General features: G+C 61.0%; 22 protein-coding genes and 5 tRNA genes. 24 read left to right on the top strand and 3 right to left on the bottom strand.

From position 1 onward, the window contains the following. Window positions 1-44 precede the first annotated feature (44 nt). From ectA to VCB98_RS05190, 3 genes are all read right to left on the bottom strand, one after another. Window positions 45-593 carry a diaminobutyrate acetyltransferase gene (ectA, locus tag VCB98_RS05200; RefSeq protein ID WP_346050843.1) on the bottom strand — a complete coding sequence of 183 codons (549 nt, stop codon included), beginning with the start codon at window positions 591-593 and terminating at the stop codon, window positions 45-47. Further along, on the bottom strand, window positions 590-1804 hold the full coding sequence (locus VCB98_RS05195) for an aspartate kinase (protein ID WP_346050842.1): 1215 nt from the start codon (window positions 1802-1804) through the stop codon (window positions 590-592). The genes ectA and VCB98_RS05195 overlap by 4 nt, the downstream gene beginning before the upstream one ends. Window positions 1805-1918: 114 nt before the next feature. Continuing rightward, window positions 1919-2518 carry a MarR family winged helix-turn-helix transcriptional regulator gene (locus VCB98_RS05190; protein WP_346050841.1) on the bottom strand — a complete coding sequence of 200 codons (600 nt, stop codon included), beginning with the start codon at window positions 2516-2518 and terminating at the stop codon, window positions 1919-1921. A gap of 151 nt (window positions 2519-2669) precedes the next feature. On the opposite strand from VCB98_RS05190, the gene plsY reads away from it, so the two are divergent. From plsY to rplC, 24 genes are all read left to right on the top strand, one after another. Next, entirely contained in the window at window positions 2670-3329 is a 660-nt protein-coding gene (plsY, locus tag VCB98_RS05185; RefSeq protein ID WP_346050840.1) for a glycerol-3-phosphate 1-O-acyltransferase PlsY, read from the top strand. Continuing rightward, entirely contained in the window at window positions 3326-4336 is a 1011-nt protein-coding gene (locus tag VCB98_RS05180; RefSeq protein ID WP_346050839.1) for a biotin--[acetyl-CoA-carboxylase] ligase, read from the top strand. The genes plsY and VCB98_RS05180 overlap by 4 nt, the downstream gene beginning before the upstream one ends. A gap of 1 nt (window position 4337) precedes the next feature. Further along, entirely contained in the window at window positions 4338-5066 is a 729-nt protein-coding gene (locus tag VCB98_RS05175; RefSeq protein WP_346050838.1) for a type III pantothenate kinase, read from the top strand. Continuing rightward, entirely contained in the window at window positions 5054-5734 is a 681-nt protein-coding gene (locus tag VCB98_RS05170) for a hypothetical protein (RefSeq protein WP_346050837.1), read from the top strand. Before VCB98_RS05175 ends, VCB98_RS05170 begins: the two co-directional genes overlap by 13 nt. Before the next feature lie 40 nt (window positions 5735-5774). Beyond that, window positions 5775-5850, top strand: a tRNA-Thr gene (locus VCB98_RS05165). Between the two features lie 55 nt (window positions 5851-5905). Beyond that, window positions 5906-5990: transfer RNA gene (locus VCB98_RS05160), tRNA-Tyr, on the top strand. An 89-nt stretch (window positions 5991-6079) separates the two neighbouring features. After that, window positions 6080-6153, top strand: a tRNA-Gly gene (locus VCB98_RS05155). 29 nt (window positions 6154-6182) lie between these two features. Continuing rightward, window positions 6183-6257, top strand: a tRNA-Thr gene (locus tag VCB98_RS05150). A gap of 133 nt (window positions 6258-6390) precedes the next feature. After that, the gene (gene tuf, locus VCB98_RS05145; protein ID WP_346050825.1) at window positions 6391-7581 is read left to right on the top strand and encodes an elongation factor Tu; all 1191 of its coding nucleotides are present in this window, start codon (window positions 6391-6393) and stop codon (window positions 7579-7581) included. A 41-nt stretch (window positions 7582-7622) separates the two neighbouring features. Further along, window positions 7623-7698, top strand: a tRNA-Trp gene (locus VCB98_RS05140). A gap of 69 nt (window positions 7699-7767) precedes the next feature. Next, complete coding sequence (gene secE, locus VCB98_RS05135; RefSeq protein WP_346050836.1) at window positions 7768-8145, top strand: preprotein translocase subunit SecE; 378 nt, start codon at window positions 7768-7770, stop codon at window positions 8143-8145. Between the two features lie 3 nt (window positions 8146-8148). Continuing rightward, on the top strand, window positions 8149-8682 hold the full coding sequence (nusG, locus tag VCB98_RS05130) for a transcription termination/antitermination protein NusG (RefSeq protein ID WP_346050835.1): 534 nt from the start codon (window positions 8149-8151) through the stop codon (window positions 8680-8682). 124 nt (window positions 8683-8806) lie between these two features. Next, window positions 8807-9238 (top strand): 50S ribosomal protein L11, encoded by a 432-nt coding sequence (rplK, locus tag VCB98_RS05125; protein ID WP_346050834.1) that lies wholly within the window; start codon window positions 8807-8809, stop codon window positions 9236-9238. 1 nt (window position 9239) lies between these two features. Continuing rightward, a complete protein-coding gene (gene rplA / locus VCB98_RS05120; RefSeq protein ID WP_346050833.1) occupies window positions 9240-9929 on the top strand; it encodes a 50S ribosomal protein L1 in 690 nt (229 codons plus the stop codon). 245 nt (window positions 9930-10174) lie between these two features. Next, window positions 10175-10708 carry a 50S ribosomal protein L10 gene (gene rplJ / locus VCB98_RS05115; RefSeq protein WP_346050832.1) on the top strand — a complete coding sequence of 178 codons (534 nt, stop codon included), beginning with the start codon at window positions 10175-10177 and terminating at the stop codon, window positions 10706-10708. 73 nt (window positions 10709-10781) lie between these two features. Beyond that, window positions 10782-11162, top strand: a complete 381-nt coding sequence (rplL, locus tag VCB98_RS05110) for a 50S ribosomal protein L7/L12 (protein ID WP_346050831.1) — start codon at window positions 10782-10784, stop codon at window positions 11160-11162. 222 nt (window positions 11163-11384) lie between these two features. After that, on the top strand, window positions 11385-15530 hold the full coding sequence (rpoB, locus tag VCB98_RS05105; protein ID WP_346050830.1) for a DNA-directed RNA polymerase subunit beta: 4146 nt from the start codon (window positions 11385-11387) through the stop codon (window positions 15528-15530). 64 nt (window positions 15531-15594) lie between these two features. Continuing rightward, window positions 15595-19815, top strand: coding sequence for a DNA-directed RNA polymerase subunit beta' (gene rpoC / locus VCB98_RS05100; protein WP_346050829.1), 4221 nt, complete (start codon window positions 15595-15597; stop codon window positions 19813-19815). A gap of 221 nt (window positions 19816-20036) precedes the next feature. Next, on the top strand, window positions 20037-20411 hold the full coding sequence (gene rpsL, locus VCB98_RS05095; protein WP_346050828.1) for a 30S ribosomal protein S12: 375 nt from the start codon (window positions 20037-20039) through the stop codon (window positions 20409-20411). Between the two features lie 34 nt (window positions 20412-20445). Next, on the top strand, window positions 20446-20916 hold the full coding sequence (gene rpsG / locus VCB98_RS05090) for a 30S ribosomal protein S7 (RefSeq protein WP_346050827.1): 471 nt from the start codon (window positions 20446-20448) through the stop codon (window positions 20914-20916). Between the two features lie 76 nt (window positions 20917-20992). Then, entirely contained in the window at window positions 20993-23047 is a 2055-nt protein-coding gene (fusA, locus tag VCB98_RS05085) for an elongation factor G (protein ID WP_445353991.1), read from the top strand. A gap of 40 nt (window positions 23048-23087) precedes the next feature. Continuing rightward, the gene (tuf, locus tag VCB98_RS05080; RefSeq protein ID WP_346050825.1) at window positions 23088-24278 is read left to right on the top strand and encodes an elongation factor Tu; all 1191 of its coding nucleotides are present in this window, start codon (window positions 23088-23090) and stop codon (window positions 24276-24278) included. Between the two features lie 61 nt (window positions 24279-24339). Then, complete coding sequence (gene rpsJ, locus VCB98_RS05075) at window positions 24340-24651, top strand: 30S ribosomal protein S10 (protein WP_346050824.1); 312 nt, start codon at window positions 24340-24342, stop codon at window positions 24649-24651. A 204-nt stretch (window positions 24652-24855) separates the two neighbouring features. Continuing rightward, window positions 24856-25500, top strand: coding sequence for a 50S ribosomal protein L3 (gene rplC / locus VCB98_RS05070; RefSeq protein WP_346050823.1), 645 nt, complete (start codon window positions 24856-24858; stop codon window positions 25498-25500). The last annotated feature ends 4 nt before the right edge of the window (window positions 25501-25504 follow it).

Raw genomic sequence — 25504 nt, 5'->3', positions numbered from 1 at the left:
GGTCCTCCGGTCAAAAGAATCTGGAATTCGTTTCAAAAAACAGTTCAGGCTTCCGGCCATTCGATCGGGCCGACCCGGTACAGGTGTTCGCTCTCGTGAGGCTCCGGGAAGAACTCGCTGGGGAAGAAGGGCATCTTGCGGCATTGGGTGCCGGACCTCTTGGCAAAGCCCCGGAACAGATTCTGTGAGGGTTTGTTGCTCGGCGTCACGCTGGCTTCCAGATAGCGCACATTTCGGCATGCCGGCAGTGCCATCAGATGGCGGAGCAGGCGCATGCCCACCCCTTTGCCACGCACTTTCTTGCTGACACCCACCTGCCAGACGAAGATGGTGTCTTCCTGTCTGGGCGGGATATAAGCCAGTACGAAACCCACCATCTCGCCATCCCGCTCAGCCACCAGGCAGGTATCGCCGAAGTGTTGGCACATCAGGATATAAGCGTAGGAGGGGTTCTGTTCCAGCACCCCGGCTTCCGCCACGAACCTCCACATCACGCCCCCATCGGCGGCGGTGGCGGCGCGGTAAATAATGTCACCAGTCTGCTCAGACACGTTGTTGTCCTTACTGTCTATGGTTGTCGCGGTCTTGCTCATGCCACCTCCCGAGCCTGCTTGGCATCCTCAAGAAAGACTGCATGCAGGGCTCGCATGGCATCGCCCACCTGGGCGGCTTCGACCAGGCAGGTCAGGGAATGCTCGCGGGTGAAACTGATCCGGACACCGACTCCGGCTCGTTCCAGCGCCGCTTCGGCCTTGCGAAGGATGTCCGGGTCCTCCCCGGTGTGCAGGCCGACTGCTGAAACCGAGCCCAGATCCGTGCTGACCGAGATTCGGTCGTCAAACTGGTCGCGTAAGCCATCAGCGAAAATATCCAGATTGGCAATATCTTCAGTCGCGATCAGCATATCGCGGCGCTCACCATCATCGCCGGTGTCGTCCACGAAAATGTCATTCTTCTCAATAGCCTTCAGCACCTTGTCGCCCAGGCCAGCGACCCGGTCCTTGCCCCGCAGGGAGACCCAGATCAACTCCTTGTGGCAAGCAACACCCAGGACCTTGGCCTCGTCGCCGGCCTCCCGCTCGTGGATGATGGTGCCGGGGGCATCGTTGAAGGTGCAGCGAGCACGGACCTCCACGTCACGGCGCCAGGCATATTCCACCGCCCGTGGGTTGAGAACCGAGGCCCCGTGGTGGGCCAGTTCGGTCATCTCGACATAGCTGATTTCGGGCATGGGACGGGCGGTCTCAACAATGCGCGGGTCGGCTGTGTAGACGCCGTCCACATCGGAGTAGATCTCACAGCGATCGGCATTGACGCCTGCGGCCACCGCCACCGCCGTGGTGTCGGAACCGCCACGACCAAGGGTCGTAACCTCGCCACGACTGTTCATGCCCTGATAACCGGCAACGACCACAATCCGGCCACGTTCCAGTTCACGCTCCACCCGTCCAGCCTTGACGTCGGTAATCCGGGCATTGAAGTGGTTGTCGGTGGTACGGATGCCGCTTTGGGGGCCGGTGAGGGAGATGCAGTCCTCGCCCAGCTCCTGGATGGCCATGCTCAGCAGGGACATGGAAATGCGCTCGCCACAGGCAAGCAGCATATCCAGTTCCCTGCGGGACGGATCCTTGGCCAGATCCCGGGCCATGTTGAGGAGGTTGTTGGTGGTCTTGCCCATGGCCGACACGACCGCCACCACCTGATGCCCGGCGCGGCGGGTTTCCACGATACGCTGGGCAACGTGGCGCATCTTGTCCTCGTCGGCAACCGAGGAACCCCCAAATTTTTGAACGATGAGGCTCATCGCAGCTCTCCTGCGTCAAGTGTTATTTCAATCTGGAATGATTTGCTCAAGGCAGCCGCACTCTCCCGCTGACCCCGGCATGCTCTAGCCTGCCGGTTCGGGTGCTGGTCCTGCTTAGCGGCTACCGTTGATTCCTTCATGGCTGCTGTCGTCTTCGATACTGGAAGCTGTGCCGGGCGCCTGATCAAGGCGTCTCGAGGCCGTCTCCGGCGTCTCGTTACCGGTTGGCCAGCTGGCCAGAACGGGTGCGGCATCAATCTCTTCCGCTTCCATCATGGTCACGATGCGCTGCAAGACGCGGTCAATCTCAGCCTGGCGGGCTTCCGGCAGTTCCGCCAGACGTTGAATGAAGCGCTCCTGGAGGGGGAGAGGTGTGCGATCAACCAGCTCCATGCCGGCCTTGGTCAAGGCCACCAGCACCTGGCGCTTGTCCTCCGCGCGGCGCTTGCGGGTCAGATAGCCCCGGCGCTCCAGGCGGTCCAGGATGCCGCTGATCGTCGCCGGGCTCAGTGAGACCGCACGTGCCAATTGGCCCGGCGTCAGCTCACCGTGCTGCTTGAGCTGTCGCAAGCAAATCAGTTGGGGGCCGGTGAGACTGTGGCGCATCGATAGCTGGCGGCTATAGAAATCCACCGCCCGTATGATCCGCCGCAGGGCGCGGAGGATGCGCTCGTCGTAACGGGAAGTGCTGTCAAAATCTGGCGTCGCTTGCAAGATGGTTTGCCTGCTAAAAATTTTGTGTGCGAAATATTATAGACCGAAATATTTCGGCTGTAAAATATTGCCCTGGTCGGCGCCGTGGCGGAGGCGGCCCCCGGGGCGGTAAACTGCAGCTTCCCTCATTTGGTGATCGCAGGAGATATTGATGCTGGAACTGGGGCTTATTGTATTGGCCGCCTACCTTGTGGGCTCGGTGATGGGGGGCTTGATCCTGCGCCCGCTGATTGGTGGGGCGGATATCCGTCGCGAGGGCAGCGGCAATGCCGGTGCCACCAATGCCCTGCGGACGCGGGGCAAGGGTTTTGCCGCGGCGGTAGCCGTGATCGATGTTCTCAAGGGTGTGGCCGCGGTGGCCTTGATTCCCCAGCTCAGCCTGCTCACGGAAACTGCCCAGGCCCTGGATCCGGAATGGCTCATGGCGCTGTGCGGGGTGGCAGTGGTTTTCGGTCACGTCTGGCCGCTCTGGCATGGCTTTCGTGGTGGAAAGGGCGCCGCCACCCTGGTCGGTGTGATGATCGTGATTGCGCCGATGGCGCTGTTGCCCATTCTGGCGGTTTGGCTGCTGGTTCTGGTGTTTTCCGGCTATGTGGGTCTTGCCACGGTTCTTGCCGCTGCCGTGGGCCCGGTTTACATGCTCGCCATCGGGGAGCCCCTGACCGGCATGCTGGTGACCTTCACCGGGGTGATGTTCATCACCATTGTTTACACCCATCGCAGCAATCTGAAACGTCTGGCAAGGGGCGAAGAGGCGCGCTTCGAGAAGGCTATGCTATTCCGCCGCCGGCACGGGAGCGGTGAGGGATGAGTGAGGCGGCCGATCCAAGCGCCTCCCGAGTCCGACCCGGCGATGAGCTGCGCCATCGGATTCTGGTTGCCCTGGCGGACGGCGAATTCCATTCCGGTGAAGCCCTGGCCGGTGCGCTGGGCGTTTCGCGGGCGGCCGTTTGGAAGCACCTGGAGGCACTTGCTGAAGCCGGGCTCGGTCTGGACCGTCAGCGGGGGCGGGGTTATCGCCTCACCCATCCGGTAGAATTGTTTGACGCCGACGCCATTCGTGCGGCCATGGGTTCGCCGTGGAATAGGCAATTGCAGCTTCACCTGCCTGCCGCCGTCGCCTCTACCAACCAGTTTCTGGCCGATCTGCCCGCAGATGCCAGGCCCCAGGCCTGTCTGGCCGAAGGCCAGGCGGCCGGGCGTGGTCGGCGTGGGCGCCAGTGGCTGAGTGCCTATGGCGCCGGTATTCCCCTCTCACTTGCCTGGCATTTTCACGTGCTAAGCGCCGGCGTTTCGGCTCTTGCCCCTGCCATCGCCGTGTCCCTGGCAGGGGCCCTTGAGGCGTTGGGGGCCAGGGGGCTGCGTTTGAAGTGGCCCAATGATCTGCTCTGCGAGCAGGGCAAGTTGGCCGGCATCCTGATTGAGTTGCGCGGCGCGCCCGAGGGGCCCTGTGATGTGATCATTGGAGTCGGTATCAATTGGGCCCTGCCAAACGAGCCGGTGGACCAGGCGGCCGCCGACCTGTCGGCGGTGATGGCGCGCCCCTCCCGCAACCATCTTGCTGGCATGGTACTCGGAAGGCTCTGTGATGATCTGGGCCGCTACGCTGAGCAGGGATTTGCCCCGTTCGCCGATGCCTGGGCCGAGCGCGATGCGCTGGCCGGTCGTTCGGTGACTCTCGATCTGGGCACGCGACAGGTGGCGGGTTGTGCCCAGGGGCTGGATGAGGCCGCGGCGCTGTGTTTGCGGGAAGCCGATGGTTCCCTCAGCCGCTGGCAGGTGGGGGAAGTCAGTCTGCGGCCGGCCAGATCGAACTGACATGATTCTCTTGTTGGACAGTGGCAATAGTCGGCTCAAGTGGGCGCTTGCCGACTCCGACGGGCGGCTTCGCGAGCACGGGGTTCATGAGGGTGGTTCTCTGCCCGCAGTTCTGGAGCGCGACGACATCAAGGCAGTGCGCCTGGCTTCGGTCCGGGAGGCAGACTACACGGCCCGCCTTGAGCGGGCAGTTCGGGCGCGGGGCTGGCCCGTGACCCGTCTGCGAACTCCGGTTGGTCAGGAAGGCCTGGTCAACGCCTACCCTGAGCCCGATCGCTTGGGCGTGGATCGCTGGTTGGCGATGCTGGCTGCCTGGCGGCGAGAGCGGGCGGGCTTCGTGGTGGTGGATGTGGGTACTGCGGTGACCATCGACCTGGTGGCAGACGACGGACACCACCTTGGCGGTGCCATTCTCGCCGGCGAGGCCTTAAGCCTTGAAGCCTTGGTAGGCCGTGCCAGTGGCATTCGCCCGCGGCCAGGCGACGGCGGGCCGGGTTTCCCTGCCGCGGATACCGGTGCAGCCGTAGCTGCCGGTGTGCGCCTGGCCGTCTGTGGCGGGGTCGAGCGAGCCCTGCGGCTAGCCCGGCAAGCCGATGTTGCGGGGCCCCTCTATCTGACCGGCGGTGGTGCCGAGCCTGTTTGCGAGGCGCTATCGGACGAGCGTCCCCGATTGGTGCCCGATCTGGTTTTGGAAGGCATGCTGGAGGAGGCGCCTAGATGCTTCGGCTGATTTTTCTGCTGCTGCTGGCGCTCAACCTGGTCGTTCTGGCCTGGCAGGCCTGGCATGCCCCCGACCCAGCGGAAGAGCTGGTACGAATTGAGCCCAATGAGCGTTATCAGCTGGCTGTGGCCGAGCCCGATCTACCGGAGTCTGACCTGCAGCCGAGGGAGCCGGCCGAGCCCCAGTGGCGACCAGGCGGTTGCGTGCAATTGGGTGGCGTGGATGGCGAGGAAGCCTTGCGGGCATTCAAGCGGCTCCGCCCCGAGCTTTCCGCGCATTTGCTCGAGATTCCCGAGTCAGTGGTCTTCGCCTGGTGGGTGATTATTCCGCCTGACGGGATCACAGATGCCGATGAAACCCTGGCGGCCCTGGAGGCGGCGGGCGCTGGCGATTATTTCCTGATTCGCAGCGGTGAAGGTGAGGGCGGTATATCCCTGGGGCTGTTCAGCACCCCCGAGCGCGCCGAGCTTCGTCGGGACCGACTTCAGGAGCGCGGATTCAGTCCGGATATCCGTGAGCGCGAACGCCAGGAGCCCCGTTACTGGTTGTTGATGCCTGAGGGGCGGCTCGCCCCCGAGGTCTGGCAGGCGGACCATCCGGAATGGCGCCTGCGCCCTGCGCTGTGCCCCGGCGCCGAGGGGGAGCTTGTGGATATCCGCCGCAACCCGCTAGAATAGCGCCCCTTTCCTCGACGGCTCTGGTGGTCGAGGGAACCAGGCTGGCGTAGCTCAGTTGGTAGAGCAGCTGATTTGTAATCAGCAGGTCGCGGGTTCGACTCCTGTCGCCAGCTCCAGCTTTCTCTTGACAGTGTGCGAGGGGATGGGCGAAAATCCCCGGCTTACGCTTGCGGAGGGGTACCCAAGCGGCCAACGGGGGCAGACTGTAAATCTGCTGGCTTTGCCTTCGGAGGTTCGAATCCTCCCCCCTCCACCAGATACAGCAACGCCACCGGCGGGCATACGCCCTTCGGTGGCGTCTGCCGCTCAGGGATAAGGTCCCGGCGGCGCGATCTGAAGATCGCAGCGGGTGTAGTTCAATGGTAGAACCTCAGCCTTCCAAGCTGATGATGTGGGTTCGATTCCCATCACCCGCTCCAGGTACGACGCCCCGAGGGGCAGTGAGTGCGCCCATATAGCTCAGTGGTAGAGCACTCCCTTGGTAAGGGAGAGGTCGGCGGTTCAAATCCGCCTATGGGCTCCATAGTCTGATTCGCGCATGGTTTTGCGGATCATTGGTGGGCGCCGCTTTGGCGGTGTCTTGGCAGGGTCGCTCCGGTAATGGTCGGTAGTGACCGGGGTTTTGGTTAACAGCTTCGTTTCCGGGAGTCGCCAGAATGTCCAAGGAAAAGTTTGAAAGAACAAAGCCGCACGTGAACGTAGGAACGATTGGTCACGTTGACCACGGCAAGACGACGCTGACGGCTGCGCTGACGAAGGTTGCGGGCGAGGCCAGCGGTGGCGAGTTCCGTGATTACGGCGATATTGACAACGCCCCGGAAGAGCGTGAGCGTGGCATCACCATTGCGACTGCTCACGTTGAGTACGAGTCCGCCAATCGTCACTACGCCCACGTTGACTGCCCGGGTCACGCTGACTACGTGAAGAACATGATCACGGGTGCGGCGCAGATGGACGGTGCGATCCTGGTGGTGAGCGCGGCCGACGGTCCCATGCCCCAGACCCGTGAGCACATTCTGCTGAGCCGCCAGGTTGGCGTGCCGGCGATTCTGGTGTTCCTGAACAAGGCGGACATGGTTGATGACGCCGAGCTTCTGGAGCTGGTTGAGATGGAAGTTCGCGAGCTTCTGAGCGAGTACGACTTCCCTGGCGACGATACCCCGATTGTCACCGGTTCCGCGCTCAAGGCGCTGGAAGGCGACAGCTCCGACATCGGTGTGCCGGCGATCAACAAGCTGCTGGAAGCCCTGGACGAGTTCATTCCGGAGCCGGAGCGTGCCGTTGACGGTACCTTCCTGATGCCGGTTGAAGACGTGTTCTCCATCTCCGGTCGCGGTACGGTTGTGACCGGTCGTGTTGAACGTGGTGTTGTGAACGTGGGCGACGAAGTGGAGATCGTGGGTATTCGCGAGACCACCAAGACCACGGTGACCGGCGTGGAAATGTTCCGCAAGCTGCTGGATCAGGGGCAGGCGGGTGACAACGTTGGCGTTCTGCTGCGTGGTACCAAGCGTGATGACGTGGAGCGTGGTCAGGTTCTGGCCGCCCCCGGTTCCATCACCCCGCACACCAAGTTTGAGTGTGAGGTTTATGTGCTGAGCAAGGAAGAGGGTGGTCGTCATACCCCCTTCTTCAACGGCTATCGCCCGCAGTTCTACTTCCGTACCACGGACGTGACGGGTGCGTGTGAGCTGCCGGAAGGCACCGAGATGGTGATGCCTGGTGACAACGTGAAGATGACGGTGTCGCTGATTGCGCCGATCGCCATGGAAGACGGCCTGCGCTTCGCCATTCGCGAAGGCGGTCGCACCGTGGGCGCCGGCGTGGTGTCCAAGATTATCGAGTAAGCAGGAAGGGTCGGGTGGCTGTGCCGCCCGGTCTGAGTATTAGGCCAGTAGCTCAATTGGCAGAGCAGCGGTCTCCAAAACCGCAGGTTGGGGGTTCGAGTCCCTCCTGGCCTGCCAGATTTTTACCCGGGTCCGGCTGGCGATGATCGTCAGTCGGCTCGTGTTTTTCTAAGGATCTGTTCTCGAATGAGCGGGAAACCAGAAGTTCAGACAAGTAGTGTCGACACCATGAAGCTGCTCCTCGGGGCGGCCGTCGGGGTGTCCGGCATCGTGGCGTTTTATTATTTCACCGACCAGCCAGCTGTAGTCCGTTGGCTGGGGCTGATCGCGGCCTTCGTCGTGGGTGCCTTGATTGCGGTGCAGTCCACTCAGGGGCATGCCCTCTGGGATTTTGCCCGCACTTCCTGGGTGGAGGTGCGCAAGGTGGTCTGGCCCAACCGTCAGGAAACTACCCAGACCACGATTGCCGTGCTGGTGATGGTGATTCTGCTGGCCATCTTCCTGTGGTTGATCGATATGCTCCTCGCCTGGGGCGCCGGTTACGTCACCAACCCGGGGGGCTGATCCATGGCCAAGCGCTGGTATGTATTGCAGGCCTACTCGGGGTTCGAGCACCAGGTGAAGCGCTCCCTGGAAGACCGTGTCCGACACAGTGGCATGGCCGACAAGTTCGGCGAAATCCTTGTGCCCACCGAGGAAGTGGTGGAGATGCGTGGCGGCCAGAAGCGCCGTAGCGAGCGCAAGTTCTTTCCGGGCTACGTTCTGGTGCAGATGGAGCTCGACGACGACACCTGGCACCTGGTCAAGAGTGTGCCCAAGATCATGGGCTTTATCGGTGGTTCCAGCGATCGGCCATCGCCCATTTCCGATCGGGAGGCCGAACAGATTCTGAATCGGGTCGAAGAGGGGGCCGAGAAGCCCAAGCCGAAGGTCCTCTTCGAGCCCGGTGAAATGATCCGCGTAATTGACGGTCCTTTTACCGATTTCAACGGTGTGGTGGAAGAGGTCAATTACGAGAAGAGTCGCCTGCGTGTGGCGGTGTTGATCTTTGGTCGTTCCACGCCGGTGGAGCTGGAGTTCGGCCAGGTCGAGAAAACCTGAATGATCATGGCGGGCAGGAAGCCCGTGCGCGCCGCCTGCCAGGCGGCATTTAATCAAACCGGGGAGCCGAGAGGCGCTAGTCCGAACGAGGAAAAGTTCGGCGGTACCCAACCAGGAGACTATCATGGCCAAGAAAGTTGAAGGCTATATCAAGCTTCAGATTCCGGCCGGTCAGGCCAATCCCAGTCCGCCCGTGGGCCCTGCCCTGGGTCAGCATGGTGTCAACATCATGGAGTTCTGCAAGGCGTTCAATGCCGCCACCCAGAACATCGAGTCGGGCTTGCCCACGCCGGTAGTGATTACGGTCTATTCCGATCGTAGTTTTACTTTCATTACCAAGACCCCTCCTGCCGCCATTCTTTTGAAGAAGGCCGCGGGCATCAAGTCTGGTAGCGCACGCCCCAACACCGACAAGGTGGGTAAGGTCACCCGTGAGCAGGTGGAAGAGATCGCCAAGACCAAGATGCCTGATCTGAATGCCTTTGATATGGACCAGGCAGTGAAGATCATCGCCGGCAGTGCCCGCAGCATGGGCCTTGAAGTGGAGGGTCTCTGACATGGCCAAGCTCACCAAGCGAATGAAACAGATTCAGGAAAAGGTCGAACCCGGTAAGCTCTATCCGGTTGACGACGCCTTTGGCCTTATCAAAGAACTGAGTGCGGTCAAGTTTGCCGAGTCAGTGGACGTGGCCGTCAATCTGGGCGTGGACCCCCGTAAGTCCGATCAGGTCGTGCGCGGCTCCACCGTGTTGCCTCACGGTACCGGTCAGGATGTGCGCGTCGCCGTCTTCACCCAGGGTCCCAATGCCGATGCTGCCAAGGAAGCTGGTGCCGATATCGTCGGCATGGACGATCTGGCCGAAGAAGTGAAGAAGGGCAATATGGATTTTGATGTGGTCATCGCCAGCCCCGACGCCATGCGCGTGGTGGGTCAGCTTGGCCAGATCCTGGGTCCCCGCGGCCTCATGCCCAACCCCAAGGTGGGTACCGTGACCCCGGATGTGGCTACGGCGGTCAAGAATGCCAAGGCAGGTCAGGTCCGCTATCGGACCGACAAGTCCGGCATCATCCACTGCACCATCGGCAAGGTGGATTTTGACGCCAACGCGCTCAAGGATAATCTCAATGCCCTGCTGGCGGATCTGCAGAAGGCCAAGCCTTCCGCCGCCAAGGGTGTTTACATGAAGAAGGTCACCGTCTCCAGCACCATGGGGCCGGGCCTTGCAGTGGATCAGGGCAGTCTCTGATCTGCGACCCTTTTGAGGTACTCGCTCCATCTCGGTGGTGCGATGCGTCAAAGACCGTGAGTGCCTGCTCTGTTGGGTAGGCTTAATGGCGAAAGCCGGCTCACGCAGACGGTGTTACCCGAGTCAGGACAGCCTGGTGACGGACACCGTTGTAACGGCGGATGGTGAGGGACCATCGTCCGATTTGTGAACGGTAACGTGGGAAGGTTCCAAGGAGCCTGAACACACAGCCAGGAGGTGAAACCGTGGCCCTTAGTTTTGAAGCAAAAAAGGCTATGGTCGCCGAGGTTAGCGTGGTTGCCGCCGAGGCCCATTCGGCCGTTGCAGCGGAATACCGCGGTCTGACCGTTGAGCAGATGAATGCCTTGCGCACAAAGGCGCGTGAAAATGGCGTCTATCTGCGAGTGGTCAAGAATAATCTCGCGCGTCGAGCCCTTGAGGGTACCGATTTCGAGTGCATGAGCGACTCCCTGGTGGGTCCTCTGCTGCTGGCGTTCTCCCAGGAAGATCCTGGTGCGGCTGGCCGTGTAGTCAAGGATTTTGCCAAGGAGCATGATGCGCTCCAGGCCAAGATCGTGGCTATCGGCGGACAGGCCCTGCCGGGTTCGGAACTGGATCGTCTTGCTTCGCTGCCGACTCGCGACGAGGCACTGGCCCAGCTGATGAGCGTCATGAAGGCGCCCGTCGAGAAGTTCGTGCGCACGCTCAACGAGCCGCACGCCAAGCTGGTCCGTACCTTCGCCGCGTATCGCGACAAGAAGCAGGCCGAAGCTGCCTAAGAAATCGGTGGATGAATCAATTGCGGGTGAGCAATCACTCGGGTAACTCAACAGAACGAATTGGAGTGTGACAATGGCTGTTTCGAAGGAAGATATTCTCGAGACCATTTCCAACATGACCGTCATGGAGGTCGTTGACCTGATCTCCGAGATGGAAGAGAAGTTCGGTGTTTCCGCTGCCGCTGCCGTGGCCGCTGCTCCGGCTGCCGCTGGTGGTGCCGACGCCGGTGCCGCTGAAGAGCAGACCGAGTTTGACGTTGTCCTGAAGAGCTTCGGCTCCAACAAGGTCGCCGTCATTAAGGCTGTTCGTGGCGTGACCGGTCTGGGTCTGAAGGAAGCCAAGGAAGCCGTGGAAGGCGCTCCCACCCCGCTGAAGGAAGGTGTGGAGAAGGAAGAAGCCGAGAAGATCAAGAAGGATCTGGAAGAAGCTGGCGCCGAGGTCGAGCTCAAGTAAGTTGCCGACCAACGCAGCAAGCTGCGTAATGCAGGGTACGGGCTGGTGGCCGGGAGCCGCCGGCCTGTCCCTGCTTTTGTCGTCCCTGCCGTTGCGGCAGCTGGACTGACAAAAAGAATCTGATAACGAATTCAGGAGGCTGCCTTATGGCTTGGCGGTCTCCGGCGTGACCAGGTCACGCACTGAATCAATGGAAGTCCGAACGCGCTGAGGATACCCCCGATGGCCTATTCTTTCACCGAGAAAAAGCGCATCCGCAAGGATTTCGCAAAGAGTCCCGCCGTTCTGGAGCCGCCGTTTCTGCTCCAGACGCAGCTGGATTCCTTTCATCAATTTCTCCAGCTGGAAAAAAAGAGTGACAAGCGCGAGGAGTATGGTCTCCAGGGCGCGTTCAACTCGGTATTCCCCATTACCAGCTACTCCGGGAATGCTGCGCTGGAGTATGTAAGCTACCGGCTGGGTGATCCCGTCTTCGATGTCAACGAGTGCAAGCTGCGCGGTATGACCTATGCGGCACCGCTGCGCGTGCTCGTGCGGCTGGTGATCTACGACAAGGACGCTCCTGCCAGCAAGCCGCGGGTCAAGGACGTGCGGGAGCAGGAAGTCTACATGGGCGAGATGCCGCTCATGACCGAGACCGGCACCTTCGTCATCAACGGTACCGAGCGGGTGATCGTCAACCAGCTCCACCGTTCCCCCGGTGTGTTCTTTGATCACGACAAGGGCAAGACCCACTCCTCGGGCAAGGTGCTCTACTCCGCCCGGGTAATTCCCTATCGTGGTTCCTGGCTGGACTTTGAATTCGATCCCAAGGATTCGATCTTCGTGCGCATCGATCGCCGCCGCAAGCTGCCGGCGACTATCCTTCTGCGCGCCCTGGGGTACACCGATCAGGAAATCCTGGATACCTTCTTCGAGAAGAATGTGTTCCGCTTCACCAAGAGTGAGGTGAAGCTGGACCTGGTCCCCGATCGTCTCCGTGGCGAGACGGCGGCATTCGATATCAAGGCCAAAGGCAAGGTCGTGGTGGAGCAGGGGCGTCGGGTTACCGCGCGCCACATCCGCGAGCTGGAAAAAGCCGGCGTCAAGTCCCTGGTCGTTCCGACTTCCTATCTGGAAGGCAAGATCCTGGCTACGGATATCGCCGATCCCAATACCGGTGAATTGATCGCCAAGGCCAATGACGAGCTCACGGAGGAATTGGTCGAAAAGATCACTGACGCCGGGGTCGAAGAATTGCAGACCCTGTATGTCAATGATCTGGACCACGGTCCCTATGTGTCCAATACCCTGCGTATCGATCCTGCCCGCACCCAGCTCGAGGCGTTGGTCGAAATCTATCGCATGATGCGTCCGGGCGAACCGCCCACCAAGGACGCGGCGGAAAACCTGTTCCATAACCTCTTCTTCACCGATGACCGCTATGATCTTTCTCCGGTGGGACGGATGAAGTTCAATCGCCGGATCATGCGGGACGATGTCAAGGGCCCGGGCGTGCTTTATGACAAGCGCTACTTCGAGAGTCTGAAGTCGGATGAGGCCGCCAAGCTCGTCGAGGAGCAAGGTGAGCAGTCGGACATTCTGGATGTTCTCAAGGTCCTGATCGATATCCGCAACGGTAACGGCTCAACCGATGACATCGATCATCTGGGTAACCGCCGGGTGCGTAGCGTCGGTGAAATGGCTGAGAACGCCTTCCGCATCGGCCTGGTGCGGGTCGAGCGGGCCGTGCGTGAGCGTCTGGCCCTGGCCGACTCCGAAGGCCTGATGCCGCAGGAGCTGATCAACGCGAAGCCGGTGGCGGCTGCGGTGAAGGAGTTCTTCGGTTCTTCCCAGCTGTCCCAGTTCATGGACCAGAACAATCCGCTGTCCGAGGTGACCCATAAGCGCCGTGTCTCCGCACTCGGCCCGGGTGGCCTGACCCGTGAGCGGGCCGGCTTCGAGGTTCGTGACGTTCATCCGACCCATTACGGTCGTGTCTGTCCCATTGAGACGCCGGAAGGCCCGAACATCGGTCTGATCAACTCCCTGTCGGTGTACGCGCGTACCAATGAGTATGGCTTCCTGGAAACGCCTTACCGCAAGGTCGAGAACGGCAAGGTGACCGACAAGGTGGAGTACCTGTCAGCGATTGAGGAAGGTCGCTATGTGATTGCCCAGGCCAACGCTCGTCTGGACAAGGGCAACAAGTTCGTTGATGACCTGATTTCCTGTCGTCACCAGGGTGAGTTCAGCATGTCCACCCCTGACCGGGTGGAATACATGGACGTCTCACCCAAGCAGACCGTCTCGGTGGCCGCGGCCCTGCTGCCCTTCCTGGAGCATGACGATGCCAACCGTGCGCTCATGGGTTCCAACATGCAGCGCCAGGCCGTGCCCAATCTCAAGACCCAGAAGCCTCTGGTGGGTACCGGCATGGAGCGACTGGTTGCGCGGGACTCCGGTGTCTGCGTCGTTGCCCGTCGTGGCGGTTCCGTGGATTATGTGGATGCCAGTCGTGTCGTGGTTCGGGTTAATGACGATGAAGCCGGTGACGATGAAGCCGGTGTGGATATCTACAACCTGATCAAATACACCCGCTCCAACCAGAACACCTGTTACAACCAGCGCGCTCTGGTGAAGCAGGGTGATCAGATCGCCCGTGGCGATATTCTGGCTGACGGTGCTTCCACCGACATGGGTGAGCTGGCCCTGGGTCAGAATTTCCGGGTCGCCTTCATGCCCTGGCATGGCTACAACTTCGAGGATTCCATCCTCATCTCCGAGCGCGTGGTGCAGGAAGATCGTTTCACCACCGTGCACATTGAGGAGCTGACCTGTGTGGCCCGGGATACCAAGCTGGGCTCGGAAGAGATCACAAGTGATATCCCCAATGTGAGCGAATCCGCCCTGTCCAAGCTGGACGAGTCCGGGATTGCCTATATCGGTGCCGAGGTTCGTGCCGGTGACATCCTGGTGGGCAAGGTCACGCCCAAGGGCGAGACCCAGTTGACGCCGGAGGAAAAGCTCCTGCGGGCCATCTTTGGCGAGAAGGCCTCGGATGTGAAGGACACGTCCCTCCGTGTGCCCCAGGGCATGGATGGCACGGTCATTGACGTCCGGGTGTTTACCCGTGACGGCGTCGAAAAAGACGACCGAGCCCTGTCCATCGAGCAAGCCGAGCTGGAAGCGGTCCGCAAGGACATCCGTGACCGTCGCCGTATCCTGGAGAATGACATCTTCTCCCGCGTGGAGAAGCTGCTCGCCGGGAAAGTGGCTGAGGGTGGGCCCAAGGGCCTCAAGGCCGGCGCCAAGATCACGGCCGGTTACCTCGAGGATCTTCCCCGGGAGAAGTGGTTCGAGATTCGACTGCGCAATGACGACGCCAATGCCCAATTGGAGCGCATGGCCAAGCGCCTGGAAGAGCAGAACGAAGAATTCGACCGCTACTTCGAAGACAAGAAGCGGAAGATCACCGCGGGCGATGATCTGGCTCCGGGCGTGCTCAAGATGGCCAAGATTTACCTGGCCGTGAAACGCCGCTTCCAGCCGGGTGACAAGCTGGCCGGTCGACACGGTAACAAGGGTGTGGTCTCCATGATCGTGCCCGTCGAGGATATGCCCTACGACGAGAACGGCGAACCCATTGATGTGGTCCTCTCGCCGCTGGGTGTGCCCTCCCGTATGAACATTGGGCAGATCCTTGAGACTCACCTGGGCTGGGCAGCCAAGGGCCTGGGCGAGCGCATCGGTGAAATGCTGGAGCGCCAGGCCAAGGTCAAGGAGTTGAGGGATTTTCTTGACAAGATCTACAACAAGTCGGGCGGCCAGCAGGTGGATGTCGCCAGCCTCAGCGATCAGGAAGTGATTGAGCTTTGCCAGAATCTCCGTGAAGGGGTGCCCATGGGTACGCCGGTCTTTGACGGCGCCGATGAGAAGGAGATCAAGAGTCTGCTCAAGCTCGCCGGTCTGCCGGAGAGTGGTCAGGCCACGCTTTATGATGGCCGGACGGGTCAGGCTTTCGATCGACCGATCACCGTGGGCTATATGTACATGCTCAAGCTGAATCACCTGGCCGACGACAAGATGCATGCCCGCTCCACCGGGCCTTACAGCCTGGTGACCCAGCAACCCCTGGGCGGCAAGGCGCAGTTTGGTGGTCAGCGATTCGGTGAGATGGAGGTCTGGGCGCTCGAGGCCTATGGTGCCGCTTACACCCTCCAGGAGATGCTCACCGTCAAATCGGATGACGTTAACGGTCGGACCAAGATGTACAAGAACATCGTGGACGGCGATCACCGCATGGAGGCCGGGATGCCCGAGTCCTTCAACGTGTTGGTCAAGGAAATCCGGTCGCTGGGCATCAACATCGAACTGGAACAGGACTGAGGGGTTTGCCCTGCAAACCCCTTGACGATATTGGGCTCAAGCCTGCAAAGAGGCGGGAGACAGCATGAAAGATCTACTGAGACTGCTTAAGCAACAGGGACAGGTCGAGGATTTCGACGCCATTCGTATCGCCTTGGCGTCCCCCGATATGATCCGGTCCTGGTCCTTCGGCGAAGTCAAGAAGCCGGAAACCATCAACTATCGGACCTTCAAGCCGGAGCGGGATGGCCTGTTCTGCGCCAAGATCTTTGGGCCGGTGAAAGACTACGAATGCCTCTGCGGCAAATACAAGCGCCTCAAGCATCGTGGTGTGGTCTGTGAAAAATGCGGCGTGGAAGTGACCCAGTCCAAGGTCCGCCGTGAGCGCATGGGCCATATCGAGCTGGCCAGCCCGGTGGCGCACATCTGGTTCCTCAAGTCGCTGCCCTCCCGCATCGGCCTGATGCTGGACATGACGCTGCGTGAGATCGAGCGGGTTCTCTACTTTGAGGCCTTTGTGGTCATTGACCCCGGCATGACGCCGCTGGAGCGGGGTCAGCTGCTGTCCGACGAGGCCTATCTGGAAGCCATTGAAGAGCATGGTGATGACTTTGACGCCCGCATGGGTGCCGAGGCCGTGGCCGAGATGCTCAAGTCCATCGACCTGGAAGCGGAAATCCGCTCCTTGCGCGAGGACATTGAGAGCACCAACTCCGAGTCCAAGATCAAGCGCCTCTCCAAGCGTCTGAAGATCATGGAATCCTTCCACGAATCCGGTAACAAGCCGGAGTGGATGGTGATGGAAGTGCTGCCGGTGCTGCCGCCGGACCTGCGTCCTCTGGTGCCCCTGGACGGTGGTCGGTTCGCCACCTCGGATCTGAACGATCTCTATCGCCGGGTCATCAACCGAAACAACCGCCTCAAGCGCCTGCTGGAGCTCAACGCCCCTGACATCATCGTGCGCAACGAGAAGCGTATGCTGCAGGAGTCCGTGGACGCCCTGTTGGATAACGGCCGTCGTGGCCGGGCCATCACCGGCTCCAACAAGCGCCCGCTGAAATCCCTGGCCGACATGATCAAGGGCAAGCAGGGCCGCTTCCGCCAGAACCTGCTGGGTAAGCGGGTGGACTACTCCGGTCGTTCCGTGATCGTGGTGGGCCCGACCCTGAAGCTGCACCAGTGCGGTATTCCGAAGAAAATGGCCTTGGAGCTGTTCAAGCCCTTCATCTTCTCCAAGCTCCAGCTTCGGGGCATGGCCACCACTATCAAGGCGGCCAAGAAGATGGTGGAAAAGGAAGGCCCCGAGGTCTGGGATATCCTGGAAGAAGTGATCCGTGAGCATCCGGTCATGCTGAACCGGGCGCCCACCCTTCACCGCCTGGGTATCCAGGCTTTCGAGCCGGTGCTGATTGAAGGCAAGGCCATCCAGCTCCACCCGCTGGTCTGTACGGCCTACAACGCTGACTTCGATGGTGACCAGATGGCCGTGCACGTGCCGCTGTCCCTGGAAGCCCAGCTCGAAGCCCGTGCCCTGATGATGGCCTCCAACAACATTCTGTCACCGGCCTCCGGCGAGCCCATCATCAACCCGTCCCAGGACGTGGTGCTGGGTTTGTATTACATGACCCGGGAGCGCGTTAACGCCCGCGGCGAAGGCATGGTCTTCACCGATGTGGCCGAGGTGCACCGCGCCTATCACAGCGGTCAGGTGGATCTGCAGGCCAAGGTCAAGGTCCGTGTGCCCGACTATGAGCGTGCCGAGGACGGCAGTCTGTCCAAGCGTCTGCGTCTGTTGGAGACCACCGTGGGTCGGGCGCTCCTGTCCGAGATCCTGCCCGAAGGCCTGCCCTTTGAGCTGCTCAACAAGCCGCTGGACAAGAAGTCCATCGGTGCGGTCATCAACGCCTGTTATCGCGAGGTTGGCCTCAAGGAAACCGTGGTCTTCGCTGACCAGGTGATGTACATCGGTTTCAGCTACGCCACCCGCGCCGGCGTCTCCATTGGTGCCGACGACATGGTGGTGCCGCCCGAGAAGGAAGAGATTCTGGCCCGGGCCGAGGCCGAGGTGAAGGAGATCGAGGACCAGTATGCCTCCGGTCTGGTCACCCAGGGTGAGCGCTACAACAAGGTCGTGGATATCTGGTCCCGCACCAACGAGCAGGTCGCCAAGGTGATGATGGACCAGCTCGGCAAGGACGACGTCACTGATGCCGAGGGCAACACCGTCAAGCAGGAGTCCTTTAACTCCATCTACATGATGGCCGACTCCGGCGCCCGTGGTTCCGCTGCCCAGATCCGTCAGCTGGCCGGCATGCGTGGCCTGATGGCCAAGCCGGACGGCAGCATCATCGAGACCCCCATCACGGCGAACTTCCGTGAAGGTCTGAACGTGCTGCAGTACTTCATCTCCACGCACGGTGCCCGTAAGGGCCTGGCCGATACGGCGCTGAAGACCGCCAACTCCGGTTACCTCACCCGTCGCCTGGTGGATGTCTCCCAGGATCTGGTGGTGATTGATACCGACTGCGGCACCGAGGACGGTCTGGAGATGCGCCCCATCGTCGAAGGTGGCGATGTGGTGGAATCCCTCAAGGAGCGGGTCCTGGGCCGTAATCTGGCCGAGCCGGTCTACAAGCCCGGTACGGACGAGGTGCTCTTCGACCGGAACGAGATGCTCGACGAGAAGAAAGTCGAGCTCCTGGAGAGCCTGGGTGTCGATACGGTGCTGGTGCGCTCGCCCATTTCCTGCGAGACCCGCTACGGTGTCTGTGCCAAGTGCTATGGCCGTGACCTGGCCCGTGGCCACGAGGTCAATGAGGGCGAGGCCGTGGGCGTGATCGCTGCCCAGTCCATTGGTGAGCCGGGCACCCAGCTCACCATGCGGACCTTCCACATCGGTGGCGCCGCCTCCCGTGCGGTGGCCGTGAGTAATGTGGAGGTCAAGGGCGACGGCAAGGTTCGCCTGGAGAACATGAAGACGGTCAAGCACCGGGATGGTCACCTGGTGGCCATTTCCCGGTCCGGTGAGATCGCGGTGCAGGATGATTACGGCCGTGAGCGGGAGCGCTATAAGCTGCCTTACGGCGCCGCCCTGAAGGTTGAAGACGGTGCCGAGGTCAAATCCGGCCAGATCGTCGCCGAATGGGATCCCCATACCCATCCCATCGTCACCGAGGTGAAGGGTAAGCTGGTCTTCAAGGACTTCATCGAGGGCATGACCGTGAATCGGGAGACCGATGAAATCACCGGCCTGACCAGCACGGTGGTGATGGATCCCAAGCAGCGCAGTCAGCAGGCCAAGGATCTGCGTCCGATGATTCGCCTGGTGGACGAGAAGGGCAAGGATATTCATATCCCCGGTACCGAGATTCCCACGGCTTATGCCCTGCCCGGTGGGGCCATTGTCAGCGTGGAGGACGGTGCCGAGGTGGATGTGGGTGACATTCTCGCCCGTATTCCGCAGGAGTCCGGCAAGACCCGTGACATTACCGGTGGTCTGCCCCGTGTGGCCGACCTCTTTGAGGCCCGCCGGCCCAAGGAAGCCGCCATCCTCGCCGAATACACCGGCACGGTGTCCTTCGGTAAGGAAACCAAGGGCAAGAACCGTCTGGTGATTACCGATGAGGACGGGGAAAGCCATGAGGTGCTGATTCCGAAATGGCGCCAGATCAATGTCTTCGAGGGTGAGCACGTGGTTCGGGGCGAGGTGGTCTCGGACGGTGAGTCCAACCCCCACGACATCCTGCGCCTGCTGGGTACCAAGGAGCTGACCAATTATCTGGTTCAGGAAATCCAGGACGTCTATCGCCTCCAGGGTGTGAAGATCAACGACAAGCACATCGAGGTGATCGTTCGCCAGATGCTGCGCAAGGTCGAGATCACCGAGTCCGGCGACAGTCGCTACCTCAAGGGCGAGCAGGCCGAAGAGGCACGCGTTCTGGAGGTCAACGAGGAGCTCGAGAAGGAAGGCAAGGTCCCGGCCAAGTTCGAGCGGGTCCTGCTGGGGATTACCAAGGCCTCCCTGGCCACGGAATCCTTCATTTCCGCGGCCTCCTTCCAGGAGACCACCCGGGTTCTGACCGAGGCCGCCGTGCGCGGTGCTCGCGACGATCTCCGCGGACTCAAGGAGAACGTCATCGTGGGTCGCCTGATCCCGGCGGGTTCGGGTCTGGCGTACCACAAGGACCGGCGCCGTCAGCGCCACGAGGCCGAGGACGCCATGGTGGCGGAGCTGGCCGAGGCCATGGGCGGCAGCGAGCAGGCCGAGAGTGGCGAAGGAGAGTCCGGAGAGCAGGGGGACGCTTGACAGGCGGCTTCCACCTCCTTAAACTCCCCGCTCTTAACTCGGGATTCCATGACCCCCGCCACAATGGCGGGGGTCTTTGACTCCAAGGGGACGGGCCCGTCGACACGGGCCCGTTTCGCCTGTCCGGTTGTTAAAACCCGGGTCACGCGCCCGGGGTTCAACGGAAAAGATGCCAGGAGCTGCCTGTGTGCGGCTTCCGCTTCATCAGAGAGAGAGAAAGTATGACGACCATCAATCAGCTCGTTCGCAAGCCGCGCAAGCGGCCGGTCGAGAAGAGCGACGTGCCGGCGCTGCAGGCTTCTCCCCAGAAGCGTGGCGTGTGCACCCGTGTTTATACCACCACGCCGAAGAAGCCGAACTCGGCGCTGCGGAAGGTGGCTCGTGTAAAGCTGACCAACGGTTACGAGGTCAGTAGTTACATTGGTGGTGAAGGCCACAACCTGCAGGAGCACTCCGTGGTCCTTATTCGCGGCGGTCGTGTGAAGGACTTGCCGGGTGTGCGCTATCACACTGTTCGCGGCGCGCTGGACTGTGCCGGCGTCAATGATCGCCGCCAGGGCCGTTCCAAGTACGGCGCCAAGAAGCCGAAGTCCTGATCCCGCACCTAAATTCAGAATCGGGTAACGAGTCATGCCGAGAAGAAGAGAAGTACCGAAGCGCCACGTTCTGCCGGACCCCAAGTTCAGCAGTGAACTGCTGGCCAAGTTCGTCAACATGGTCATGGTGGACGGCAAGAAGTCCGTCGCCGAACGGGTGGTCTATGGCGCCCTGGACCGTGTCCAGGAGAAGAAGTCCGGAGATCCCCTGGAGATGCTGGAGACGGCGCTGGAAAACGTCCGTCCCATGGTTGAGGTGAAGTCCCGCCGTGTTGGCGGTGCCACCTACCAGGTGCCGGTGGAAGTGCGTCCGGTTCGTCAAATGGCCTTGGCCATGCGCTGGACCATTGATGCATCCCGTGCCCGGAGCGAGAAGTCCATGGCCGAGCGCCTGGCCGGTGAGCTGATGGAAGCCGCCGAGAACCGCGGGTCTGCGGTTCGCAAGCGGGAAGACGTGCACCGCATGGCTGAGGCCAACAAGGCCTTCTCCCATTTCCGCTGGTAAATTCATTATTTGAAACGCAGAGGTTCTACCCGTGCCACGCAAGACTCCAATTGAGCGCTATCGGAATATCGGCATCATGGCGCATATCGATGCCGGTAAGACCACCACTACTGAGCGCATCCTGTTCTACACCGGCATTTCCCACAAAATCGGGGAAGTTCACGAAGGTGCTGCAGTGATGGACTGGATGGAGCAGGAGCAGGAGCGTGGTATTACCATCACCTCTGCTGCTACCACCACCTTCTGGCAGGGGATGGACCAGCAATACGATCAGCACCGGGTGAACATCATTGATACCCCCGGTCACGTGGATTTCACCATTGAGGTGGAGCGCTCCCTGCGTGTGCTGGATGGTGCCGTGGCCGTGTTCTGCGCCGTTGGCGGTGTGGAACCCCAGTCCGAGACCGTGTGGCGGCAGGCGAACAAGTACGAAGTGCCCCGCATGGCCTTCGTCAACAAGATGGACCGTGCTGGCGCCGACTTCCTGCGGGTGGTGGGTCAGATCAAGTCCCGTCTTGGTGCCTTCCCGGTGCCGATTCAGCTGCCCATTGGTGCGGAAGACGAGTTCGAAGGCGTTATCGATCTCATCCGCATGAAGGCGATCTATTGGGACGCCGACAACATGGGCACCACCTACAAGCTGGAGGATGTCCCCGATAATCTGAAGGCCCAGGCCGACGAGTATCGGGAGCAGATGGTCGAAGCCGCTGCCGAGTCTTCCGAAGAGCTGATGGAGAAGTATCTGGAAGAGGGCGATCTCAGCGAGGAAGAAATCCGCGCCGGCCTGCGTACGCGTACGATCAATAATGAGATCATTCCTGCGCTCTGTGGTACCGCCTTCAAGAATAAGGGTGTTCAGGCGCTGCTGGATGCGGTGATCGAGTTCATGCCGTCGCCGGTTGACGTGCCGCCTGTTGAGGGCGTCCTCGATGATGGCAAGGACACCCCGGCCAAGCGCCTGTCGAAGGACGATGAGCCCTTCTCCGCGCTGGCGTTCAAGATTGCCACCGATCCCTTCGTGGGTAACCTGACCTTCTTCCGCGTCTATTCCGGCGTGCTGAGCTCAGGTGACCAGGTCTACAACCCAGTCAAGAGCAAGCGCGAGCGCATCGGCCGTCTGTTGCAGATGCACTCCAATAACCGGGAGGAGATCAAGGAAGTGCGTGCTGGCGACATCGCCGCCGCCGTGGGCCTCAAGGAGGTCACCACCGGTGACACCCTTTGCTCCAAGGACGATGTCATTACCCTGGAGCGCATGGAGTTCCCGGATCCGGTGATCGCCGTGGCCGTGGAGCCCAAGTCCAAGGCCGACCAGGAGAAGATGGGGACCGCGCTGGGCAAGCTGGCCCAGGAGGATCCTTCCTTCCAGGTTCGCACCGACGAAGAGTCCGGGCAGACCATCATCTCGGGCATGGGTGAGCTGCACCTCGACATTATCGTCGACCGTCTGCTGCGCGAGTTCAAGGTCGAGGCCAATGTGGGTAACCCCCAGGTGGCCTACCGCGAAACCATCAAGCAGACCGTCGAGCAGGAAGGCAAGTTCGTGCGCCAGTCCGGTGGTCGTGGTCAGTACGGTCACGTGCACCTACGGATCGAGCCTCAGGAGCCGGGCGCCGGTTACGAATTCGTCAACCAGATCGTTGGCGGTGTGGTTCCCAAGGAATACATCCCCTCCGTGGATAAAGGTATCCAGGAGCAGATGGAAAATGGGGTCATCGCCGGTTACCCGGTGGTCGATGTCAAGGTCACCCTCTATGACGGGTCCTATCACGATGTGGACTCCAATGAGATGGCCTTCAAGATTGCCGGCTCCATGGGTTTCAAGGAAGGTGCGCGCAAAGCGGAGCCTGTCCTGCTCGAGCCCATGATGAAAGTGGAAGTCGTTACGCCCGAGGATTACATGGGTGACGTGATGGGTGATATGAGCCGCCGTCGTGGCACGGTCAAGGCCATGGAAGATGTGCCCGCGGGCAAGTTGCTGCGCGCTGAGTGTCCCCTGGCTGAAATGTTCGGCTACGCCACTGACCTGCGTTCTGCGACCCAGGGTCGCGCCAGCTACACCATGGAGTTCTCCCATTACGCGGAAGCGCCTTCCAGTATCGCCGACGAGCTGGTCAAGAAGGCTTCCTGATCCGTTTTTGTTAAAAACCATTCAGAGTTGAGGTGTAATCGTGTCCAAGGAAAAGTTTGAAAGAACAAAGCCGCACGTGAACGTAGGAACGATTGGTCACGTTGACCACGGCAAGACGACGCTGACGGCTGCGCTGACGAAGGTTGCGGGCGAGGCCAGCGGTGGCGAGTTCCGTGATTACGGCGATATTGACAACGCCCCGGAAGAGCGTGAGCGTGGCATCACCATTGCGACTGCTCACGTTGAGTACGAGTCCGCCAATCGTCACTACGCCCACGTTGACTGCCCGGGTCACGCTGACTACGTGAAGAACATGATCACGGGTGCGGCGCAGATGGACGGTGCGATCCTGGTGGTGAGCGCGGCCGACGGTCCCATGCCCCAGACCCGTGAGCACATTCTGCTGAGCCGCCAGGTTGGCGTGCCGGCGATTCTGGTGTTCCTGAACAAGGCGGACATGGTTGATGACGCCGAGCTTCTGGAGCTGGTTGAGATGGAAGTTCGCGAGCTTCTGAGCGAGTACGACTTCCCTGGCGACGATACCCCGATTGTCACCGGTTCCGCGCTCAAGGCGCTGGAAGGCGACAGCTCCGACATCGGTGTGCCGGCGATCAACAAGCTGCTGGAAGCCCTGGACGAGTTCATTCCGGAGCCGGAGCGTGCCGTTGACGGTACCTTCCTGATGCCGGTTGAAGACGTGTTCTCCATCTCCGGTCGCGGTACGGTTGTGACCGGTCGTGTTGAACGTGGTGTTGTGAACGTGGGCGACGAAGTGGAGATCGTGGGTATTCGCGAGACCACCAAGACCACGGTGACCGGCGTGGAAATGTTCCGCAAGCTGCTGGATCAGGGGCAGGCGGGTGACAACGTTGGCGTTCTGCTGCGTGGTACCAAGCGTGATGACGTGGAGCGTGGTCAGGTTCTGGCCGCCCCCGGTTCCATCACCCCGCACACCAAGTTTGAGTGTGAGGTTTATGTGCTGAGCAAGGAAGAGGGTGGTCGTCATACCCCCTTCTTCAACGGCTATCGCCCGCAGTTCTACTTCCGTACCACGGACGTGACGGGTGCGTGTGAGCTGCCGGAAGGCACCGAGATGGTGATGCCTGGTGACAACGTGAAGATGACGGTGTCGCTGATTGCGCCGATCGCCATGGAAGACGGCCTGCGCTTCGCCATTCGCGAAGGCGGTCGCACCGTGGGCGCCGGCGTGGTGTCCAAGATTATCGAGTAAGTCCGGAATCGGGGCCGGCCCTGCCGGCCCCGGATCTGACATCCCGAAGGGATTAGAGAACATGGCGAATCAGAATATCCGAATCCGGCTGAAGGGCTTCGATCATCGTTTGATCGACCGTTCCGCTCAGGAGATTGTCGAGACGGCGAAGCGCACCGGTGCCCAGGTCAAGGGGCCCATCCCGCTGCCGACTCGCAAGGAAAAGCACACCATCCTGATCTCCCCCCACGTCAACAAGGACGCGCGGGACCAGTATGAGATCCGGACTCACAAGCGGCTGATGGACATCGTGGACCCCACGGACAAGACCGTGGACGCCCTGATGCGCCTGGACCTGGCCGCAGGCGTGGACGTGCAGATCCAGCTCAACTGATTTAGCCGCTCATCGGCAAAATCAGGGCTTTTACTCTGGGCCCGCTTGGTGGTAAGATAGCGGGCTCTTTTGGCCCGGTGCAGGGGCAAGCCTGTGCCGGGTCTGCGTTTCCGGGAGCCTGAAACGCCCCCGGGGCCTGTTTCAGGCCAGGTTTCGAGCAGCGCCGGTCAATCGAAATCGGCGTGGTGAACGAGGATAGGAAAGATGGCTATTGGTGTAGTAGGGCGGAAACGCGGCATGACCCGTGTTTTCACCGAAGACGGTGCCTCCAAGCCCGTCACGGTGATCGAGGTCGAGCCGAACCGTATTACGCAGCTCAAGTCCCTTGAGTCGGACGGCTATCGCGGTCTGCAAGTGACCGCCGGCAGCCGCCGTCCAAATCGCGTGACCAAGGCCCAGGCCGGTCATTTTGCCAAGGCCGGTGTGGAAGCAGGTCGCGGTGTCTGGGAATTCCGCCTCGAAGACGGCGAGGGCGAAGAGCTGGAAGTCGGTGGTGAGATCGGCGTTGACCTCTTTGAGGCCGGTCAGGCCGTGGATGTGAGTGGCACCTCCATCGGTAAGGGTTATGCCGGCACGATCAAGCGGCACAACTTCCGCGGTCAGCGCCAGACCCACGGTAACTCCCTGTCCCATCGAGTGCCCGGCTCCATCGGTCAGAACCAGACCCCCGGCCGCGTGTTCAAGGGCAAGAAAATGTCCGGCCATATGGGGAATGTGCGCCGCACCACCCAGAACCTGGAAGTGGTTCGTGTGGATGCCGAGCGCAACCTGTTGCTGGTCAAGGGTGCGGTGCCCGGTCCCAAGGGTTCCGACGTGCTTATCCGTCCCGCCATCAAGTCGGCCAGCTAAGGAG

Origin of the sequence: Natronospira elongata, assembly GCF_034931365.1 — a bacterium.
In the GTDB taxonomy this organism is placed as follows: Bacteria; Pseudomonadota; Gammaproteobacteria; order Natronospirales; family Natronospiraceae; genus Natronospira; species Natronospira elongata.
This window is presented reverse-complemented; position numbering and strand designations above follow the sequence as displayed.

Excerpts from the sequence above, each read along its gene's own strand:
- ectA (WP_346050843.1), bottom strand. The coding sequence starts at position 593 with ATGAGCAAGACCGCGACAACCATAGACAGTAAGGACAACAACGTGTCT.
- VCB98_RS05195 (WP_346050842.1), bottom strand. The coding sequence starts at position 1,804 with ATGAGCCTCATCGTTCAAAAATTTGGGGGTTCCTCGGTTGCCGACGAG.
- plsY (WP_346050840.1), top strand. The coding sequence starts at position 2,670 with ATGCTGGAACTGGGGCTTATTGTATTGGCCGCCTACCTTGTGGGCTCG.
- VCB98_RS05180 (WP_346050839.1), top strand. The coding sequence starts at position 3,326 with ATGAGTGAGGCGGCCGATCCAAGCGCCTCCCGAGTCCGACCCGGCGAT.
- VCB98_RS05175 (WP_346050838.1), top strand. The coding sequence starts at position 4,338 with ATGATTCTCTTGTTGGACAGTGGCAATAGTCGGCTCAAGTGGGCGCTT.
- VCB98_RS05170 (WP_346050837.1), top strand. The coding sequence starts at position 5,054 with ATGCTTCGGCTGATTTTTCTGCTGCTGCTGGCGCTCAACCTGGTCGTT.
- tuf (WP_346050825.1), top strand. The coding sequence starts at position 6,391 with ATGTCCAAGGAAAAGTTTGAAAGAACAAAGCCGCACGTGAACGTAGGA.
- secE (WP_346050836.1), top strand. The coding sequence starts at position 7,768 with ATGAGCGGGAAACCAGAAGTTCAGACAAGTAGTGTCGACACCATGAAG.
- nusG (WP_346050835.1), top strand. The coding sequence starts at position 8,149 with ATGGCCAAGCGCTGGTATGTATTGCAGGCCTACTCGGGGTTCGAGCAC.
- rplK (WP_346050834.1), top strand. The coding sequence starts at position 8,807 with ATGGCCAAGAAAGTTGAAGGCTATATCAAGCTTCAGATTCCGGCCGGT.
- rplA (WP_346050833.1), top strand. The coding sequence starts at position 9,240 with ATGGCCAAGCTCACCAAGCGAATGAAACAGATTCAGGAAAAGGTCGAA.
- rplL (WP_346050831.1), top strand. The coding sequence starts at position 10,782 with ATGGCTGTTTCGAAGGAAGATATTCTCGAGACCATTTCCAACATGACC.
- rpoB (WP_346050830.1), top strand. The coding sequence starts at position 11,385 with ATGGCCTATTCTTTCACCGAGAAAAAGCGCATCCGCAAGGATTTCGCA.
- rpoC (WP_346050829.1), top strand. The coding sequence starts at position 15,595 with ATGAAAGATCTACTGAGACTGCTTAAGCAACAGGGACAGGTCGAGGAT.
- rpsL (WP_346050828.1), top strand. The coding sequence starts at position 20,037 with ATGACGACCATCAATCAGCTCGTTCGCAAGCCGCGCAAGCGGCCGGTC.
- rpsG (WP_346050827.1), top strand. The coding sequence starts at position 20,446 with ATGCCGAGAAGAAGAGAAGTACCGAAGCGCCACGTTCTGCCGGACCCC.
- fusA (WP_445353991.1), top strand. The coding sequence starts at position 20,993 with ATGGCGCATATCGATGCCGGTAAGACCACCACTACTGAGCGCATCCTG.
- rpsJ (WP_346050824.1), top strand. The coding sequence starts at position 24,340 with ATGGCGAATCAGAATATCCGAATCCGGCTGAAGGGCTTCGATCATCGT.
- rplC (WP_346050823.1), top strand. The coding sequence starts at position 24,856 with ATGGCTATTGGTGTAGTAGGGCGGAAACGCGGCATGACCCGTGTTTTC.